Annotated in this window: 16 protein-coding genes; 3 read left to right on the top strand and 13 right to left on the bottom strand. The window is 64.7% G+C overall.

Annotated features, from left to right (window positions below):
• The first annotated feature begins 4 nt into the window (after window positions 1–4).
• Window positions 5–1,228 (top strand): DUF445 domain-containing protein, encoded by a 1,224-nt coding sequence (locus tag ACUJ47_RS09425; RefSeq protein WP_445538882.1) that lies wholly within the window; start codon window positions 5–7, stop codon window positions 1,226–1,228.
• A 16-nt stretch (window positions 1,229–1,244) separates the two neighbouring features.
• On the opposite strand, the gene ACUJ47_RS09420 is transcribed toward ACUJ47_RS09425, so the two are convergent.
• The 4 genes from ACUJ47_RS09420 to sucC form a co-directional block, all read right to left on the bottom strand.
• On the bottom strand, window positions 1,245–2,147 hold the full coding sequence (locus tag ACUJ47_RS09420; protein WP_445538145.1) for a TonB family protein: 903 nt from the start codon (window positions 2,145–2,147) through the stop codon (window positions 1,245–1,247).
• Between the two features lie 68 nt (window positions 2,148–2,215).
• A complete protein-coding gene (locus tag ACUJ47_RS09415) occupies window positions 2,216–3,145 on the bottom strand; it encodes an electron transfer flavoprotein subunit alpha/FixB family protein (protein WP_445538144.1) in 930 nt (309 codons plus the stop codon).
• 106 nt (window positions 3,146–3,251) lie between these two features.
• Complete coding sequence (locus ACUJ47_RS09410) at window positions 3,252–3,998, bottom strand: electron transfer flavoprotein subunit beta/FixA family protein (RefSeq protein WP_445538143.1); 747 nt, start codon at window positions 3,996–3,998, stop codon at window positions 3,252–3,254.
• An 89-nt stretch (window positions 3,999–4,087) separates the two neighbouring features.
• Window positions 4,088–5,287 (bottom strand): ADP-forming succinate--CoA ligase subunit beta, encoded by a 1,200-nt coding sequence (sucC, locus tag ACUJ47_RS09405; protein ID WP_445538142.1) that lies wholly within the window; start codon window positions 5,285–5,287, stop codon window positions 4,088–4,090.
• A gap of 135 nt (window positions 5,288–5,422) precedes the next feature.
• Here sucC and ACUJ47_RS09400 point away from each other — a divergent pair, with 135 nt between their 5' ends.
• Complete coding sequence (locus tag ACUJ47_RS09400) at window positions 5,423–6,226, top strand: 3'(2'),5'-bisphosphate nucleotidase CysQ (RefSeq protein WP_445538141.1); 804 nt, start codon at window positions 5,423–5,425, stop codon at window positions 6,224–6,226.
• A gap of 43 nt (window positions 6,227–6,269) precedes the next feature.
• On the opposite strand, the gene ACUJ47_RS09395 is transcribed toward ACUJ47_RS09400, so the two are convergent.
• Complete coding sequence (locus ACUJ47_RS09395; RefSeq protein WP_445538140.1) at window positions 6,270–6,965, bottom strand: OmpA family protein; 696 nt, start codon at window positions 6,963–6,965, stop codon at window positions 6,270–6,272.
• Between the two features lie 162 nt (window positions 6,966–7,127).
• On the opposite strand from ACUJ47_RS09395, the gene ACUJ47_RS09390 reads away from it, so the two are divergent.
• On the top strand, window positions 7,128–8,426 hold the full coding sequence (locus ACUJ47_RS09390) for a hemolysin family protein (protein ID WP_445538139.1): 1,299 nt from the start codon (window positions 7,128–7,130) through the stop codon (window positions 8,424–8,426).
• Between the two features lie 66 nt (window positions 8,427–8,492).
• On the opposite strand, the gene ACUJ47_RS09385 is transcribed toward ACUJ47_RS09390, so the two are convergent.
• Genes ACUJ47_RS09385 through purE form a run of 8 tightly spaced genes read right to left on the bottom strand, consistent with a single transcriptional unit; the run spans window position 8,493 to window position 16,543 of the window.
• Window positions 8,493–8,903 carry a DUF3035 domain-containing protein gene (locus ACUJ47_RS09385; RefSeq protein WP_445538138.1) on the bottom strand — a complete coding sequence of 137 codons (411 nt, stop codon included), beginning with the start codon at window positions 8,901–8,903 and terminating at the stop codon, window positions 8,493–8,495.
• Window positions 8,904–8,936: 33 nt separating this feature from the next.
• Complete coding sequence (gene lspA / locus ACUJ47_RS09380; protein WP_445538137.1) at window positions 8,937–9,440, bottom strand: signal peptidase II; 504 nt, start codon at window positions 9,438–9,440, stop codon at window positions 8,937–8,939.
• Window positions 9,433–12,345, bottom strand: coding sequence for an isoleucine--tRNA ligase (ileS, locus tag ACUJ47_RS09375; RefSeq protein ID WP_445538136.1), 2,913 nt, complete (start codon window positions 12,343–12,345; stop codon window positions 9,433–9,435). Before ileS ends, lspA begins: the two co-directional genes overlap by 8 nt.
• Window positions 12,345–13,280: a bifunctional riboflavin kinase/FAD synthetase gene (locus ACUJ47_RS09370; RefSeq protein ID WP_445538135.1), complete on the bottom strand. Its 936-nt coding sequence runs from the start codon at window positions 13,278–13,280 to the stop codon at window positions 12,345–12,347. The genes ileS and ACUJ47_RS09370 overlap by 1 nt, the downstream gene beginning before the upstream one ends.
• The gene (locus ACUJ47_RS09365) at window positions 13,277–14,491 is read right to left on the bottom strand and encodes a dipeptidase (protein WP_445538134.1); all 1,215 of its coding nucleotides are present in this window, start codon (window positions 14,489–14,491) and stop codon (window positions 13,277–13,279) included. Before ACUJ47_RS09365 ends, ACUJ47_RS09370 begins: the two co-directional genes overlap by 4 nt.
• Window positions 14,488–14,997 (bottom strand): dihydrofolate reductase, encoded by a 510-nt coding sequence (locus ACUJ47_RS09360; protein WP_445538133.1) that lies wholly within the window; start codon window positions 14,995–14,997, stop codon window positions 14,488–14,490. The genes ACUJ47_RS09365 and ACUJ47_RS09360 overlap by 4 nt, the downstream gene beginning before the upstream one ends.
• Entirely contained in the window at window positions 14,994–16,061 is a 1,068-nt protein-coding gene (locus tag ACUJ47_RS09355) for a 5-(carboxyamino)imidazole ribonucleotide synthase (RefSeq protein ID WP_445538132.1), read from the bottom strand. The genes ACUJ47_RS09360 and ACUJ47_RS09355 overlap by 4 nt, the downstream gene beginning before the upstream one ends.
• Window positions 16,061–16,543, bottom strand: a complete 483-nt coding sequence (purE, locus tag ACUJ47_RS09350) for a 5-(carboxyamino)imidazole ribonucleotide mutase (RefSeq protein WP_445538131.1) — start codon at window positions 16,541–16,543, stop codon at window positions 16,061–16,063. Before purE ends, ACUJ47_RS09355 begins: the two co-directional genes overlap by 1 nt.
• Window positions 16,544–16,556: the final 13 nt, after the last annotated feature.

Genomic DNA, 16,556 nt, shown 5'->3' with positions numbered 1-16,556 from the left:
CCGGATGCGCTGGACCGCCACTGGCATGCTGGCGGCGATGGCGGTGCTGTTCTTCTCGTCCTATCCCTATATCGGGGTCCATCCGGCATGGGGTTATGCCAATGCCTTTGCCGAAGCGGCGATGGTGGGCGGCCTGGCTGACTGGTTCGCGGTGACCGCGCTGTTCCGGCATCCGCTCGGCATCCCGATCCCGCACACTGCGATCATCCCCGAGAACAAGGACCGCATCGCGGACACGATGGCGCAATTCCTGCGCGAGAATTTCCTGACTCCGGCGGTCGTCGCGCGGCGCATGGCGGGGATGAATGTCGCGCGGGCGATCGGGGACTTCCTCACCGCTCCACCGCGCAGCGGCAGCGAAGGCGATGGCCCTTCGCGGTTGGCGGGCGGGGCGGCGGAACTGCTCGCCGAAGTACTCGAATCGCTCGATCCCGACCGGCTGGGCAACCAGGTGCGCGCGGGGCTCGGTGCGCAATTCGCCAAGATCGACGTTTCGCCACTGCTCGGCCGGATGCTCGAAGGCGCGATCGCCGACGGGCGGCACATGCCGCTGATGGACGGGTTCATCCGCTGGGCGGGCCTGACGCTGGAAGACAATGAAGACACAGTGCGCCAGATCATCGAATCGCGCGCCAATGCCGTGCTGCGCTGGACCGGGCTGGACGAGCGCATTTCGGGCTCGGTGCTCGACGGGCTCTACAAGCTGCTGGCCGAAGTGCTGGTCGATCCCGAGCATCCGCTGCGCAGCAAGATCGAGGAAGGCCTGTCGAAGCTGGCGGACGATCTGCAGCATGATCCCGTCACTCGCGAGCGGATCGAATCGATGAAGCGCGACCTGATCGAGAACCCCGCCGTGGCCGATTGGTGGATGGGCGTGTGGGAGCGGATCCGCCATTCGCTGATCCGTCGCGCGCGCGATCCGGAAAATGCGCTGGGCGGCGAGATGCGCAAGCTGCTGGTGGAAATGGGCCGCGCGCTGCAGCAGGACGAGCGGCTGCAGATGCAGATCAACCGGCTCGCCCGCCGCACCATGGTGGGTGTCGCCACCCGCTATGGCGGGCAGATCGTGCAGCTGGTGTCAGAGACGGTCAAGCGCTGGGACGCGGTGACGATCACCGGGCGGATCGAAAGCGCGGTCGGGCGCGACCTGCAGTTCATCCGCATCAACGGCACTATCGTGGGCGGGCTGGTGGGGATGACGCTGCACGCGATCACGGGGCTGATGTGAGTGGAGGACTCGGGCGTCAGCTGATCTTGTATATGATATTGGTCATGCGGAACGACCGCATTGGCTGCCCGTCCTTGTCGAGCGCCGGTGCGAACCGGGCCTTGAACATTTCCTTGCAGGCTGGCGACTGAAGCGATTCAGTGATCGTGGCGCTGTCGAGGTCGCATTCGGAAACGCTCCCGTCCTTCTCCACGGTCACGCGCATACGGAAGATTCCCTGTTCGCCCTTGCGCAGCGCCTTTGAAGGGTAGCGGGCCACAATGGCGCGCACGATTTCCTGACGATTGAGCCAGCGTGGCAGGCGGGTGAGCGTGTCATGTTCGACCGGATCGAGCCCCCAAACCTTGAGCATGCCGCGTGTGCAGCTGTTGAGCACCGCCACAGGATCGCCCAGATTGCCTGTTTCGAGGATGATCGAACGCCCACTCGAACTGACTGTAACTCGATCGATCTCCCTTGCCTGATCGACGTCGAGCTGGGGGAGCTTGCGACGCTGAGCGCCAGATTCACCCGCCTCTGCTTCGTCCTGATCGTCGACCTTGCCGAACGAGAACCCCGAGTACAGCAGGGTCGTGCCGATACCGGCGGTTTCACCCATCATTGGCGTTCGTTTCGTGATGATTGGAAGTTCCCCGAAGCGTGTCTCGATACGCTGGGGGTCCTTGAGCCGCTTGAACGCGGGGCCGCCGATCGAAAGATCGAAGCTCGACTTCGGCCCACCCTGATCGATGAACAGGATGTGCCGGTTGTCGCCTTCGCCGAAAATCCGCGCCAGGCGACATTTCTCGTCGCCGAAATCGACGTTCCACTTCGAGCTGGGGGTGAGAACTATCGCCTTGTCGGACCTTTCGGCGGAAAGCGCCGGCACGCAAAGTATCGAGGCTGCGATCACTCCCGCGAATCCGGTTCTCACAATCATGAAAAAAGACCTCCGACTGGGGGTGTATCCTGCCGAAGGCCTATTTCAAACTGAAGAACCTCTGAAGCTTACAGCTTCTCTGTCAGTTCCGGCACAGCCTTGAACAGGTCGGCGACGAGGCCGATGTCCGCGACCTGGAAGATCGGGGCATCCTCGTCCTTGTTGATGGCGATGATGGTCTTGGAATCCTTCATGCCGGCGAGGTGCTGGATCGCGCCCGAGATGCCGATTGCGATGTAGACTTCCGGCGCCACGATCTTGCCGGTCTGGCCGACCTGGTAGTCGTTCGGGACATAGCCTGCGTCCACCGCGGCGCGCGAAGCGCCGATCCCGGCGCCCAGCTTGTCCGCCAGCGGAGTAATGACCGCTTCGAAGGTTTCCGCGTCCTTGAGTGCGCGGCCACCCGAAACGATCACCTTGGCGCTGGTCAGCTCGGGGCGTTCGCTCTTGGCGATTTCCGCACCGACGAAGCTCGACAGGCCGGCATCGCCGGGGCCCGAGACGGCTTCGATCGCAGCCGAGCCGCCCTCGGTCGCCGCCTTGTCGAAAGCGGTGCCGCGCACGGTGATCACCAGCTTCGGATCGGAGCTTTCGACAGTGGCGATGGCGTTGCCGGCATAGATCGGCCGGGTGAAGGTCTTGGGGCCTTCGACCGAGAGAATGTCCGAAATCTGCATCACGTCGAGCAGCGCGGCGACGCGCGGCGCGATGTTCTTGCCGGTGGTGGTGGCGGGCGCGACGAAAGCGTCGTGATCGGCCATCAGCTGCGCCACAAGCGGAGCGACGTTCTCGGCCAGCCCGTTGGCATAGGCCGCGTCGTCGGCGACATGGACCTTGCCCACGCCGGCGACCTTGGCGGCCTGATCGGCCACTGCGCCGCAGCCGCTGCCGGCCACCAGCAGGTGCACTTCGCCCAGCTTGCCCGCTGCGGTGACCGCGGCGAGCGTGGCATCCTTCATCGAGGCGTTGTCGTGTTCGACCCAGACTAAAGTCTTCATATCCAATTCCTTACAATCTGGCCCGTTCGCCCTGAGCTTGTCGAAGGGTCATTCGAACGGGCCGTTCATGCTTCGACAGGCTCAGCACGAACGGAAATTGTTCCAATTACGCGATCCCCAGCGCCTTGAGCTTGCCGACCAGTTCGTCGACGTCGGCAACCTTGATCCCGGCCTGCCGCACCGGCGGTTCGGACACGGTCAGGGTCTTGAGGCGCGGCGTGATGTCGACCCCGTAGTCGGCCGGGGTCTTGGTCGCGAGCGGCTTCTGCTTGGCCTTCATGATGTTGGGCAGCGAAGCATAGCGCGGCTCGTTGAGGCGCAGGTCGGTGGTGATGATCGCGGGCAGCGACAGCTTCACCGTTTCGAGGCCGCCGTCGACTTCGCGCTTCACCGTCACGCTGTCGGCATCGACCGAGACTTCATTGGCGAAGGTGCCCTGCGGGCGCCCCATCAGCGCAGCGAGCATCTGGCCGGTCTGGTTGCTGTCGTCCGAAATCGACTGCTTGCCCAGCATCACGATGCCCGGAGCTTCCTCATCGGCGATCGCCTCGAGGATCTTGGCCACCGCCAGCGGTTCGACCTCTTCCTCGGTCTCGACCAGGATCGCGCGGTCGGCACCCATGGCGAGCGCAGTGCGCAGCGTTTCCTGCGACTTGGCCGGGCCGATCGAAACCGCCACGATCTCGGTCGCCTTGCCGGCTTCCTTGATGCGGATCGCTTCTTCGACCGCGATTTCGTCGAACGGGTTCATGCTCATCTTGACGTTGGCCAGGTCAACACCCGTGCCATCCGCCTTCACCCGCGGCTTCACATTGTAGTCGATGACCCGTTTCACGGGCACGAGGATCTTCATGGGGGTTCCTCCCTCTGCAAATCTGTCGAGCGCCCTAGCTTGCGTTTACGTAAACGTCAAGCGAGGGCAGCCCCGGCTGTTCGCGGCGTTCAGGCCGCCTTCTTCACTTCGGCCACGATCTTGCGCGCAGCGTCGCCCAGATCGTCGGCGCTGACGATCGCCAGGCCCGAATTGTCGAGGATCGCCTTGCCTTCGTTGACATTGGTGCCTTCGAGGCGGACCACCAGCGGAACCGAGAGGTTCACGTCCTTCGCCGCCTGGATGATGCCGTTGGCGATCACGTCGCACTTCATGATGCCGCCGAAGATGTTGACGAGGATGCCTTCGACCGCCGGGTCCTTGAGGATGATCTTGAACGCTGCGGTCACCTTCTCGGTGGTGGCGCCGCCGCCCACGTCGAGGAAGTTGGCCGGGAACGCGCCGTTGAGCTTGATGATGTCCATCGTCGCCATGGCCAGGCCCGCGCCATTGACCATGCAGCCGATGTTGCCGTCGAGCTTGATGTAGGCGAGGTCGTATTCGCTGGCTTCGACTTCGGCCGGGTCTTCCTCGGTCACGTCGCGCAGCGCTTCGACATCCTTGTGGCGGAACAGCGCATTGCCGTCGAAGCTCATCTTGGTGTCGAGCACCAGCAGCTTGCCGTCCACGGTTTCGACCAGAGGATTGATCTCGAGCATTTCGCAGTCGAGGTCCATGAAGGCGGTGTAGAGCTGCTTCGCCAGCTTCTGCGCCTGCTTGTTGAGGTCGCCGGTGAGCTTGAGCGCGAAAGCCACTGCGCGGCCATGGTGGGGCATGAAGCCCTGTGCCGGGTCGATCGTGATGGTCGTGATCTTCTCGGGAGTCGAATGGGCGACTTCCTCGATGTCCATCCCGCCTTCGGTCGATACGATCATGGCGACACGGCCCGATGCACGGTCGACCAGCATCGAAAGATAGTATTCCTTGGCGATGTCGACGCCGTCGGTGATGTAGAGGCGGTTGACCTGCTTGCCCGCTTCGCCTGTCTGGATGGTGACAAGCGTGTTGCCAAGCATTTCCTTCGCGTTCGCTTCGACTTCCTCGATCGACTTGGCGAGGCGCACGCCGCCCTTCGCGTCAGGGCCCAGCTCCTTGAACTTGCCCTTGCCGCGCCCGCCGGCATGGATCTGCGCCTTCACGACATAGAGCGGCCCGGGCAGCTGCTTGGCGCCGGCGACGGCCTCTTCCACGGTCAGCGCGGCATAGCCGGCAGGGATGCCGATGCCATATTTCGCGAGCAGTTCCTTGGCCTGGTATTCATGAATGTTCATGGGAGGGGCGTGTCCTTTGTGTGCAACTTGTGCCGGAATCGTTTGCTGCGCGCCTAAGCATGGATTGGCCGCCTTGAAAAGTGGCCAATCCCGGTGCAGTGCCGGTGCTGTCAAAATGATGGGCAGCCCGTATCCGTGATCGACAGCCAGCGACTTGAAGCGATTGTCCGCGAAGCGGGGCGGATCGCGCATGATCTGTGGCCGGGCGCAGGCAATCAGGTGGAGAGCTGGGAGAAGCACCCCGGCGCCCCGGTTTCGGCGGCTGACCTGGCGGTCGACACTTTCCTCAAGCGCGAATTGGGCGCGCTGCTGCCCGCTGCCGGGTGGCTTTCCGAAGAGACGGCGGATTGCGGTTCGCGCCTGCCGCGCGACCTTGTGTGGCTGGTCGATCCGATCGACGGGACGCGCGATTTCCTGCGCGGGCGCAGCGGCTGGGCGGTGTCGGTCGCGCTGGTAAGTGCCGGTCGCCCGCTGATCGGAATGCTCAATGCGCCCGCGCGGGGCGAGGAATGGCTCGGAATCGCAGGCAAGGGCGCATGGCGCAATGGCACGCCGCTCCACGCTTCACGGCGCGCCATTTTCAGCGGGTCGCGCGTTCCGGCCGATCATTTGCCGCGCGAAGACAGCGACTTGACGCTGGTCGACAAGCCGAATTCGATCGCGCTCAGGATCGCGATGGTCGCAGCTGACGAAGCCGATCTCGTCGCCACTCTGCGCTGGGGCTATGAATGGGACATCGCCGCAGCGACGCTGATCGCGCGCGAGGCGGGAGCCGAAGTGACCGACGCGTTCGGCGACCAGCTGCGCTACAACAAGCGCGATCCGCGTGCCTTCGGGCTGCTGGTCTGCGCCCCGCAGATCCACGCCGATGCGGTTGCGCGGCTGGCCGAGCGCGCGGCGGAACTGGCGCCAAAAGCCTCTCCGCAAAGCGGGGGCTGACCCGAAGGCCAACCCCCTGCATTCATTACCGTGAGCGGAATTCCTACCGCTGCTGCGCCTGCGCGGCGCGCACTTCCTCTTCGGTGAAGGGGATGATCTTGATTTCGACACGGCGATTGCGCGCACGGCCCTGTTCGGTCCCGTTGTCGGCAATCGGCATGGTTTCGCCAAAGCCTTGCCAGCGGATGCGGGCCTGCGAGACGCCGCGCGACATCATGTAGTTGGCGACGGTTTGCGCGCGCCGTTCCGACAGCGTCTGGTTGAAGGCGTCCGATCCGGTCGAATCGGTGTGGCCGTAAACGTCCACCAGACTGTTGGGATATTTGATGAGGCTGTCCGCCACGCCGTCGAGCGTTTCGCGGAAACCGGGCTTGAGCGTGGCGCTGCCGACATCGAAGGTCACGCCGTCCGGCAGGTTGACGAGGATCGCCTGGCCATTGTCGACTTCGGTTACGTCGACGCCTGAGCCCTCGGTCTCTTCCTTCAGCTCGCGGATCTGCTGGTCCATGCGATAGCCGACATAGCCGCCCGCCGCGCCGCCTGCGACCGCGCCCACGATGCGCCCGGTCTTGCCGCCGATCGCGCCGCCCAGCAGGCCGCCGAGCACCGCGCCGCCCACGCCGCCGATGGCGGTGCGCGAAACTTTCTGCTCGCCCGTGTTGGGATCGGTCACGCAGCCGCTCGTTGCGACCAGTGAAGCCGCCGCGAAGCTGGAAAGGACGATACGTGATGTTTTCATGGAATTTCTCCTAGTCATCGGCACGCGTTGGTGCCTTCTCACGCCCCCGGCGGCTGCGCCTCCCCTGCAGGCGGCTGCCGCTCTTCCAATGTTTCTAGGCCTTTGCAGCTTGCTGCGCAATGAAGCTGGCAAGCCGTCGCATTTGTGCTAGCGGTTCCAGTCGTGACACCATTTCCCTGGCCAGATGCAATCATCATTGCGGGGTTGATCCTGCTCAATGGCGTATTCGCCATGTCCGAGCTTGCGATCGTCTCCGCCAAGCCGACGCGCCTGCGCGCCAAGCGCGACAAGGGCTCGGCCAGCGCGCGGGTGGCGCTGAGCCTTGCGGCCGATCCGGGCAAGTTCCTTTCGACCGTGCAGATCGGCATCACGCTGGTGGGCATCATCGCCGGCGCCTATTCGGGCGCGAGCCTTGGCGGCCCGGTGGGCGAGCGGCTGGAAGCGCTGGGCGTACCCCCGGAATGGGCCGACAATTCCGGCTTTGCGCTGGTGATCGCGCTGACGACCTATTTCAGCCTGGTTGTGGGCGAGCTGGTGCCCAAGCAGCTGGCGCTGCGCCATGCCGTGCCGATCGCCCTGGCGATGGCGCGCCCCATGGCAATGCTGGCGCGCTTGGCCGCTCCGCTGGTGTGGGTGCTCGACAGCTCCTCCGGCCTGCTGATCCGCCTCATGGGCGTGCGCCCGGGCGGGCATTCCTCGGTCACCGCCGAAGAGCTGCACATGATCTTTGCCGACGCCACGCGCTCGGGCGTGATCGAGGCCGAACAGCACCAGATCCTGGCCGGTGTGGTGCGGCTGGCCGAGCGGCCGGTGCGCGAATTGATGACGCCGCGCCCCGAAGTCGACTGGATCGACGCCAATGCAGACGAGGCTGCGATCCGCCAGCGGATCGAGGACAGTCCGCATTCGCTGCTGCCAGTGGCGGAGGGTTCGCCCGACACGATCCTTGGCGTCGTCAGGGTGCGCGAAGTCCTCGCTACGCTGGTCGCAGGCAAGCAGGTCGATCTCAGGAAGCTGATGCGCAAGGCGGAAGTCGTGCCTGACCAGCTTGACGCGATGGATGCGCTGCGGGTGCTGCAGCAGTCCGAAGTCGCGATGGCGATGGTGCATGACGAATACGGCCATCTCGACGGCATCGTCACCCCGGTCGACCTGCTGACGGCGATCGTCGGCGAATTCGTCAGCGACCAGGACCAGGGCGAAGGGCCGCTGGTGATCGAGCGCGAAGACGGCTCGCTTCTGGTTTCGGGCGCGCTTTCGGCCGATGTGCTGGCTGACCGGCTGGGGCTGGAATACGAAGACAGCCGCGAATTCGGCACTGCGGCGGGCTATGTCCTGTCCGTGCTCAAGCAGTTGCCCGACGAGGGAGACCATTTCCACGACCAGGGCTGGCGCTTCGAAGTGGTCGATATGGACGGGCGCCGCATCGATAAATTGTTGGTTAGCAGGGAAGAAGCCTAGTCGCGGCCGCAATAGCCGCCCGGCCTGCTAGGCGCAGGCCGGTTCAGCACCAAACCTCGCGATAAATCAGGAAGGTATTACGGCCTGGGCGCTGGCGCCGTCGCCTTCGGGCGCGGCGACGATGTCGCGGGTGACGTTACCCTTGGCGACCGTGTTGGTGTCCGGATCGCCAACCGACGAGCGAATGCCGGGAGCCGCAGTACCGGCGCGGTCGAGCGCGCTGGTTTCCACCGGGCTGCGCGGCGAGGGGCCGCCGAACAATGCGTCGAGCGCCTGGCCAGCGGCTGTGCCTTCGGACGGGCGCGGCGCGCCGGGTGCGGGCGGGACGAGGTTGAAATCGGGCGGCACCACCAGCGGCGCCTGCCGTTGAACGGCGAACTCGTCGGGCCGCTCGCGGTTGAAAATGCCGCTGCCGCCGCATCCGGCCAGCATCGCGCTGGTGGCAATCAGGAGGATCGGGGTCTTCAGGCTGGGCATTACATTACTCTCCATGGGCCGCGTCGCGGCCGCTCAACTCGTCGGCGCGTCCTTTTCGCCGACGAAAAAGGAACGGGCAAGGATAATCACGACGCCGATGGTGATAGCGGCATCTGCGACATTGAAAATCAGGAAGGGGCGGAAATCCCCGATATGGAAATCGGCATAGTCGATGACATAGCCAAGCTGGCTGCGATCGACGATGTTGCCGAGCGCGCCGCCAAGGATGAGGCCGAGCCCCACGATATCGCCAAGCAGCTTCTCGCGCATCATCCACACCGCCACCACCAGCGCGATCAGCGCGGTGATGCCCACCAGGATCCAGCGCATTTCGGCGCTGGTCGCTTCGAACATGCCGAGCGATACGCCGCGATTCTCGGTGTAGCGCAGGTCGAAGAAAGGCAGCAGGTCGATCACATAGCGCTGGCGCAATTGCAGCGGCTCGATCACCAGCCATTTCACGAACTGGTCGCTGGCGAAAATCAGCGCGGCGATGCCGAGGCCGATCAGCCGGTTGCGCGTGAAGAGGTCACTCACCGACCACCTCCTCGCGCACGACCTCTTCACACCGGCCACACAGCGCGCCGTCTTCCGAAACTTCGGGCAGCAGGCGCCAGCAACGGCCGCATTTGTGGTCGGATGATTTGGTGACGGTCACGTCGCCGCTCTGCCCGCGCGTCACTGTCGCGGTGATGAACAGTTCGGCAAGGTCGGCGTCGCTGAAGCCTTCGGGCACGGCATCGGCGGGCACGGTGAGTTCGGCTTCAAGGCTCGAACGGATCACCTTGTCGCGCCGCAGCGGCTCGATTGCTTCGTTGGCCTGCTCGCGCAGGTCGCGCAGATTGGCCCAGCGCGCCATGTCGGCGCTCGCTTCGGCAAGTTCGGGCCATTCGTTGAGATGGACGCTGCCGCCATCTGGGTAGCGCGAACCCCACACTTCCTCCGCCGTATAGACCAGCACCGGCGCGGCATAGCGCACCAGCGCATGGAACAATGTGTCGAGCACGCTGCGATAGGCGCGGCGCTTCGGGTCGTCCGCAGCGTCGCAATAGAGGCTGTCCTTGCGGATATCGAAGAAGAAGGCCGACAAATCCTCGTTGCAGAAGTCGATCAGCGCGCGCGTGTAGCTGTTGTAATCGTAATCCTTCACCGCCTGGCGCAGCTTGGCGTCGAGCTCGCCCAGCAGCGCGAGAACATAGCGCTCCAGCTCGGGCATTTCGCCCGGTGCCAGCCGCTCGCTTTCATCGAACCCGTCGAGCGCGCCGAGCAAATAGCGGAAAGTGTTGCGCAGTTTGCGATACTGGTCGGCCACGCCCTTGAGGATCTCGTCTCCGATGCGGTGATCCTCGGTGAAATCGACCGAAAGCGCCCACAGCCGGATGATGTCCGCGCCATAGGTTTCCATCACCTTCAGCGGGTCGATCGTGTTGCCGAGGCTCTTCGACATCTTCTTGCCCTTGGCATCCATGGTGAAGCCGTGGGTCAGGATCTGGTCGTATGGCGCGCGGCCGCGCGTGGCGCAGCTCTGTAGCAGGCTCGACTGGAACCAGCCGCGATGCTGGTCGCTGCCTTCGAGGTAAAGGTCGGCGGGCCAGCGCAGGTCCGGCCAGCGCCCGCTTTCGAGCACGAAGGCATGGGTGCAGCCCGAATCGAACCACACGTCGAGGATGTCGAACACCATCTCGTAATCGTCGGGGTTATGATCGGGGCCGAGGAATTCGGCCTTGCGCGATTCCTCCCACGCGTCGACGCCCTGCTCGCGGATCGCGGCGACGATGCGGGCGTTGACTGCAGTGTCCTGCAGATAGGATCCGTCAGGGCGCACGAACAGCGTGATCGGCACGCCCCAGGCGCGCTGGCGGCTGAGCACCCAGTCGGGCCGCCCTTCGACCATGCTGCCGATGCGGTTGCGGCCTTTCTCGGGCACGAAGCGCGTGTCGGCGATCGCCTGCAGCGCGAGTTCGCGCAGGGAGGGAGAACCGGCGGTCGCTTCCTCGTCGATAGTGTTGTCGCCGCCTTCGTTTTCCCAGCGCTGCTCGGCGCGGGTGAGCGCGGGCAGATGCGCCAGCGGGCGGTCCATCGGCACGAACCATTGCGGCGTGCAGCGGAAGATCACCTTGGCTTTCGAGCGCCAGCTGTGCGGGTAGCTGTGCTGGTAGTCGGCGCTGGCGGCGAGCAGCGCGCCAGCTTCGTGCAAATCCGAACAGATCGGGCCGTCAGGCGCGTTGAAATTGGGATTGATCACGCTGCGGCGGCGCTCGTCGTTTCCGCCCAGCCACAGCCAGTCGTCGCGATAGAGCCCGGCATCGTCGACCGCGAATTGCGGTTCCAGGCCATGCGCCTTGCACAGCTCGAAATCGTCCTCGCCATGGTCGGGCGCCATATGGACGAGGCCGGTGCCGCTGTCGGTGGTGACGAAATCGCCCGCCAGGAATGGGCGCGGCGTGGCGTAGAACCCGCCGAGATGGTGCATCGGGTGGCGCGCCACGGTTCCGGCGAGGTCTGCGCCTACGACTTGGTTGTCGGCGACCTTGCCGACTGCATCAGCAAGTTCTGCGGAAGAGAACTGGCTGGGCTTGAGGGTTAGCCCACTTCGATTCAGAAACTCGTCGACTAAGTCAAAAGCTACAAAGTAACGACGGTTGTCGCTCGCCTCGAAGTGCAGGTAATATACCTCCGGCCCATAGGCGATCGCCTGGTTCACCGGGATCGTCCACGGGGTCGTGGTCCAGATCACCGCATGCGCGCCGACCAGTTCGGGGATCGGGCTTTCCGTGATCTCGAACGCCACGTCGATCTGCGTCGAGACGATGTCCTCATATTCGACCTCGGCCTCGGCCAGCGCGGTCTTTTCGACCGGGCTCCACATCACCGGCTTGGCGCCGCGATAGAGATTGCCCGCATCGACGAACTTCATCAGCTCGGCAACGATGGTCGCTTCGGCCTGAAAATCCATGGTGAGATAGGGATTGTCCCAATCGCCCATGATGCCCAGCCGCTTCAGCTGTTCGCGCTGGGTATCGACCCAGTGCTGCGCATAGGCGCGGCATTCGGCGCGGAATTCCTTCGCGGGAACCTCGTCCTTGTTCTTCTTCTGCTTGCGGTACTGTTCCTCGATCTTCCATTCGATCGGCAGGCCGTGGCAGTCCCAGCCGGGCACATAGGGCGCGTCCATGCCCAGCAGATTGTGCGTGCGGCACACCATGTCCTTCAGGATATGGTTGAGCGCATGGCCGATGTGCATGTCGCCATTGGCGTAGGGCGGGCCGTCATGCAGGATGAACTTCTCGCGGCCCGCGCGCGCTTCGCGCAAGCGGCGATAGAGGTCGATCTGCTGCCAGCGCGCCTGAATGCCCGGCTCCTTCTGCGGAAGGCCGGCTTTCATGGGGAAATCGGTCTTCGGCAGGAAGACCGTGTCTCTGTAGTCGCGCTGTTCAGTCATTATGCGCGGGCGCTTAGAAGCTTGCGCGCTTCCTCGCAATCCTTCTCCATCTGCGCGATCAGGCCGTCGAGGCTGTCGAACTTCGCTTCGGGCCGCAGGAAGTGGTGGAAGGCGACTTCGATTTCCTGCCCGTAGAGGTCTCCGGAAAAGTCGAAGAAATGCGGTTCGAGCAATTCCTTGGGCGGTTCGAACTGTGGGCGGATGCCAATGCTGGCCGCGCCCTTCAGCACTTCGCCGGTGGCAAGGATGCGCCCGGTCACGGCATAGATGCCGTATTTGGGGCGCAGATATTTGTCGATCGAGAGGTTGGCGGTGGGATAGCCGATGGTGCGCCCGCGCTTGTCGCCATGCTCCACGATGCCGCGGATCGCGAAGGGGCGGGTCAGCAGCCGCGCGGCGGTTTCAGGGTCGCCGTCGCGCAAGGCGTCGCGGATGCGACTGGAGGACACGACTTCGCTGCCGTCCTCCACCGCTTCGACCACGCGGTTCTGAAGGCCGAGTTCGCCGCCCAGCTCGCGCAGCAGCGCGACATTGCCTTTCGCGCCCTTGCCGAAAGTGAAGTCGCCCCCGGTCACCACGCCATGTGCGCCGAAGCGCTTGACGAGGATTTCGGAGATGAAGTCTTCCGCGCTGGTGCCCGCCAGTTCGGCATCGAAATGGAACACCAGCATCGCGGTGGCCCCGGCGGCGAGATAGAGCTCCTGCCGCTGTTCCAGCGTGGTGAGGCGGAACGGCGGCACGTCGGGGCGGAAGAAGCGCACCGGATGCGGATCGAATGTGGCGATGATTGACGGGCGGCCTTCCTCATGCGCCCAGCGGATCGCTTCGCCCGCCACCGCCTGGTGGCCGCGATGGAAGCCGTCGAAATTGCCGAGCGCGATCACTGCGCCGTGCAGCGCCTCGGGCATCGGCTCGCGATGGTCGAGCCACCTCATTCGGCGGCCTCGCGGGCGGGAAGTTCAGCCAGCGGCAACAGCCCGTCGCGCAGCAGCCGCAGCGCATTGCCGCCCATCGCCGCGCGGATTTCGGCTTCGCTGAAGCCCGCATCCATCAGCGCCTGCGTCACCTGCACCAGCTGCGATGTGTCGAAGCGCACGGTGGTCGCGCCGTCATAATCGCTGCCCAGCGCGAGATGTTCGATCCCCACCAGGTCGCGCACATGCTTCATCGCGGCGGCGATCGAGGCGGGCGAAGTGTCGCACACCGCGCCGTCCCAATATCCGATCGCGACCAGCCCGCCGGTGGCGGCGACGCCGCGAATCTCGTCATCGGTGAGGTTGCGGTTGACCTTGCAGGTCGCCTGCACCCCGCCGTGGCTCGAGACCACCGGGCGGCGCGCCATCGCCAGCACATCGGCCACGCATTGGCGGCTGCAATGCGCGATATCGACCACGATGCCCTTGTCTTCCATCGCCTGCACCACTTGGCGCCCGAGCGGTGTGAGCCCGCCCTTGGCCTCGCCATGCATCGATCCGGCGAGGTCGTTGTCGAAGAAATGGGTCAGCCCCGCCATTCGCATGCCAGCCGAATAGAGCTTGTCGAGATTGGCGATGTCGCCTTCGAGGTTCTGCAGCCCTTCGGCGCTGAAGATCGCGCCGACCGGCTTGGGAGTTGCGGCTTTCGCCCTCGCGGCTTCGAGACTGCCAAGGTCGGCGGCGCTGCGCACCAGCCACAGCTCGCCGTAGCTCCCCTTCGCCGCGCGCTCGAGCTTGGCGGCGTGATAGAGCGAGCGTTCGAGCAGCGAGTTCCACGTCCGCACCGGCTGGAGCTGGGCCATCACCAGCTGGGTGATCTGGTCGGTGTCGCCGCTGTTCGAATCGTAATTCTGCCCCTCGGGCGATTTGGTTACGCTCGAGAACACCTGCAGCGCGACATTGCCGTCTTCGAGCCGGGGCAGGTCCATATGGCCGCGACTGGCGCGGTCGAGCAGGCTGCGCTTCCACAGCAGCGTGTCCGAATGCAAATCGACGATTTCCAGCGTGCTGTGCAGCGCGCGGGCTTCGTCGCTCACTTCGGGCAGCGGCAATCCGTCGATCCGGTTGGTCTGCGCTTCGAAATAGCCGGGGGCGAAAGCGAAAAAGCCGATCATGGCGAGCGCGACGGTGCCGATCAGTCCGCCGGCGATCTTGCGGGTCTTGCTGGTCATTGCGCGCGCTCCAATGTGACGAAGGAAAATGCGGGCCTCTCACCCTCTGCCGGGTGATCCTCGCGGAATAGCTCGTGCCACTCCCCGGCGGCAAGCGGCGGCATATGCGTGTCGCCCGCGTAATCGGCGTGGATTTCGGTCAGTTCGACCCGGTCGGCCAATGGCGAGAACAGCGCATAGATCTGCGCGCCGCCGATCACCGCCGCTTCGCAATCGCCCGCCATTTGCAATGCCTCGCCCACCGTCAGCGCGACTTCGGCGCCTTCGGCTTGCCAGCCCTCGTCGCGCGTCAGCACGATGTGCCTGCGGCCAGGCAGCGGCGCGGGAAAACTCTCGAAGGTCTTGCGGCCCATGATCATCGGCTTGTTCATGGTCAGCGCCTTGAAGCGTTTGAGATCGGCGGGCAGGTGCCACGGCAGCTTGCCTTCGATGCCGATCGTGCCGTTGGCGGCGCGGGCGTAAATGAGGAACAGGCCCCGGTGGGTTCGGGCGTCGCCCATCGTCATCCCCTGGCGGGGCCGACCCGCGTCACATGGCCCATCTTGCGGCCTTCGCGCGCTTCCTTCTTGCCGTAGAGATGCAAATGCGCTTCGCCGTCTTCAGCGAGGATTTCGTATGCGGTGAGCGCGTCGAGCCCGACGATATTGCGCAATTCGATCGTTTCGAAACGGGTTGCTGTCGATCCGAGCGGCAGGCCGCAGATCGCGCGAATGTGGTTCTCGAACTGGCTGGTGGCTGCGCCTTCGATCGTCCAGTGGCCCGAATTGTGCACGCGCGGCGCCATCTCGTTGAACACCGGGCCATTGGCGGTGGCGAAGAATTCGAGCGTGAGCACGCCGACATAGCCCAGCGCTTCTGCGGTCTGCCGGGCGATCTCGTGTGCCTTGCCCACCTGCTCTGCCACTACGTCGGGCGCGGGCAGGGTCGAGGTCGCCAGCATACCACCCTCATGCACATTCGCGGTTGAATCCCAGAAGCGCACTTCGCCATCGTGGCTGCGCACCATGATGACCGAGAATTCCGCGAGGAAATCGACCATTCCTTCGTAAACGCAGGGGCGGCCGGGGAAGCGCACGCTGTCGGTCTCGCGCAGCGAGGCGACGCGCCATTGGCCCTTGCCGTCATAACCTTCGCGCGCGGTCTTGAGGATGCCCGGCGCGCCGATCCGCTCGACTGCGCTGGCGAAGTCGCGATCCGAATCGACCGGGGCATAGGGTGCTGGGGTGCCGCCCAGCGCCTCGACGAAGCGCTTTTCCTTGATCCGGTCCTGCGCGGTTTCGAGCGCGCGCGGGTGCGGGCACAGCAGGTTCTCGGGGATCGCCGCGACGGTCGAAAGCGGGACGTTCTCGAATTCCCAGGTCACCACGTCGCATTTGGAAGCGAAGGCCGCCAGCGCAGCCTTGTCGCCCCAGCCCTTGGTGAAGAAATCGACGCAGACATCTGATGCGACATTGTCGCCTTCGGGCGCATAGCCGATGCAGCGATAGCCCAGCTGCGCCGCAGCCATGGCCATCATGCGACCCAGCTGGCCGCCGCCCAATATCCCGATTGTGCCGCCCGGTTTGATCATCAGTCTTGCGGATGCTCCGCCACGGCCGCGCTGCGTGCCGCGCGCCAATCCTGCAGCCGGTCGGACAATTCCTCGTCCTTGAGCGCGAGGATCGCCGCCGCCATCAGCCCGGCATTGCTGGCACCCGCTTCGCCGATCGCCAGCGTGCCGACGGGAATCCCTGCGGGCATCTGGACGATCGAAAGCAGGCTATCCATGCCCGAAAGCGCTTTCGACTGCACCGGCACGCCCAGCACCGGCAGATGCGTCATCGCCGCGATCATGCCCGGCAGATGCGCCGCACCGCCCGCGCCCGCGATGATCACGTCGAAACCTTCGCCTTCGGCGCCCTTGGCAAAGGCGCTCATGCGGTCGGGAGTGCGGTGGGCTGAGACGATCCGCGCTTCATATTCCACTTCGAGCTCGTCGAGCACTTCGGCGGCGCTCTGCATGGTCGGCCAGTCCGACTGGCTTCCCATCACGATTGCGACCTTACCCCCCATCTCTCGTCCCTCT

It is taken from the genome of Altererythrobacter sp. Z27, from assembly GCF_052683155.1.
Note: the sequence above shows the minus strand (reverse complement) of the source record. Positions and strands in the feature narration are given on the sequence as shown.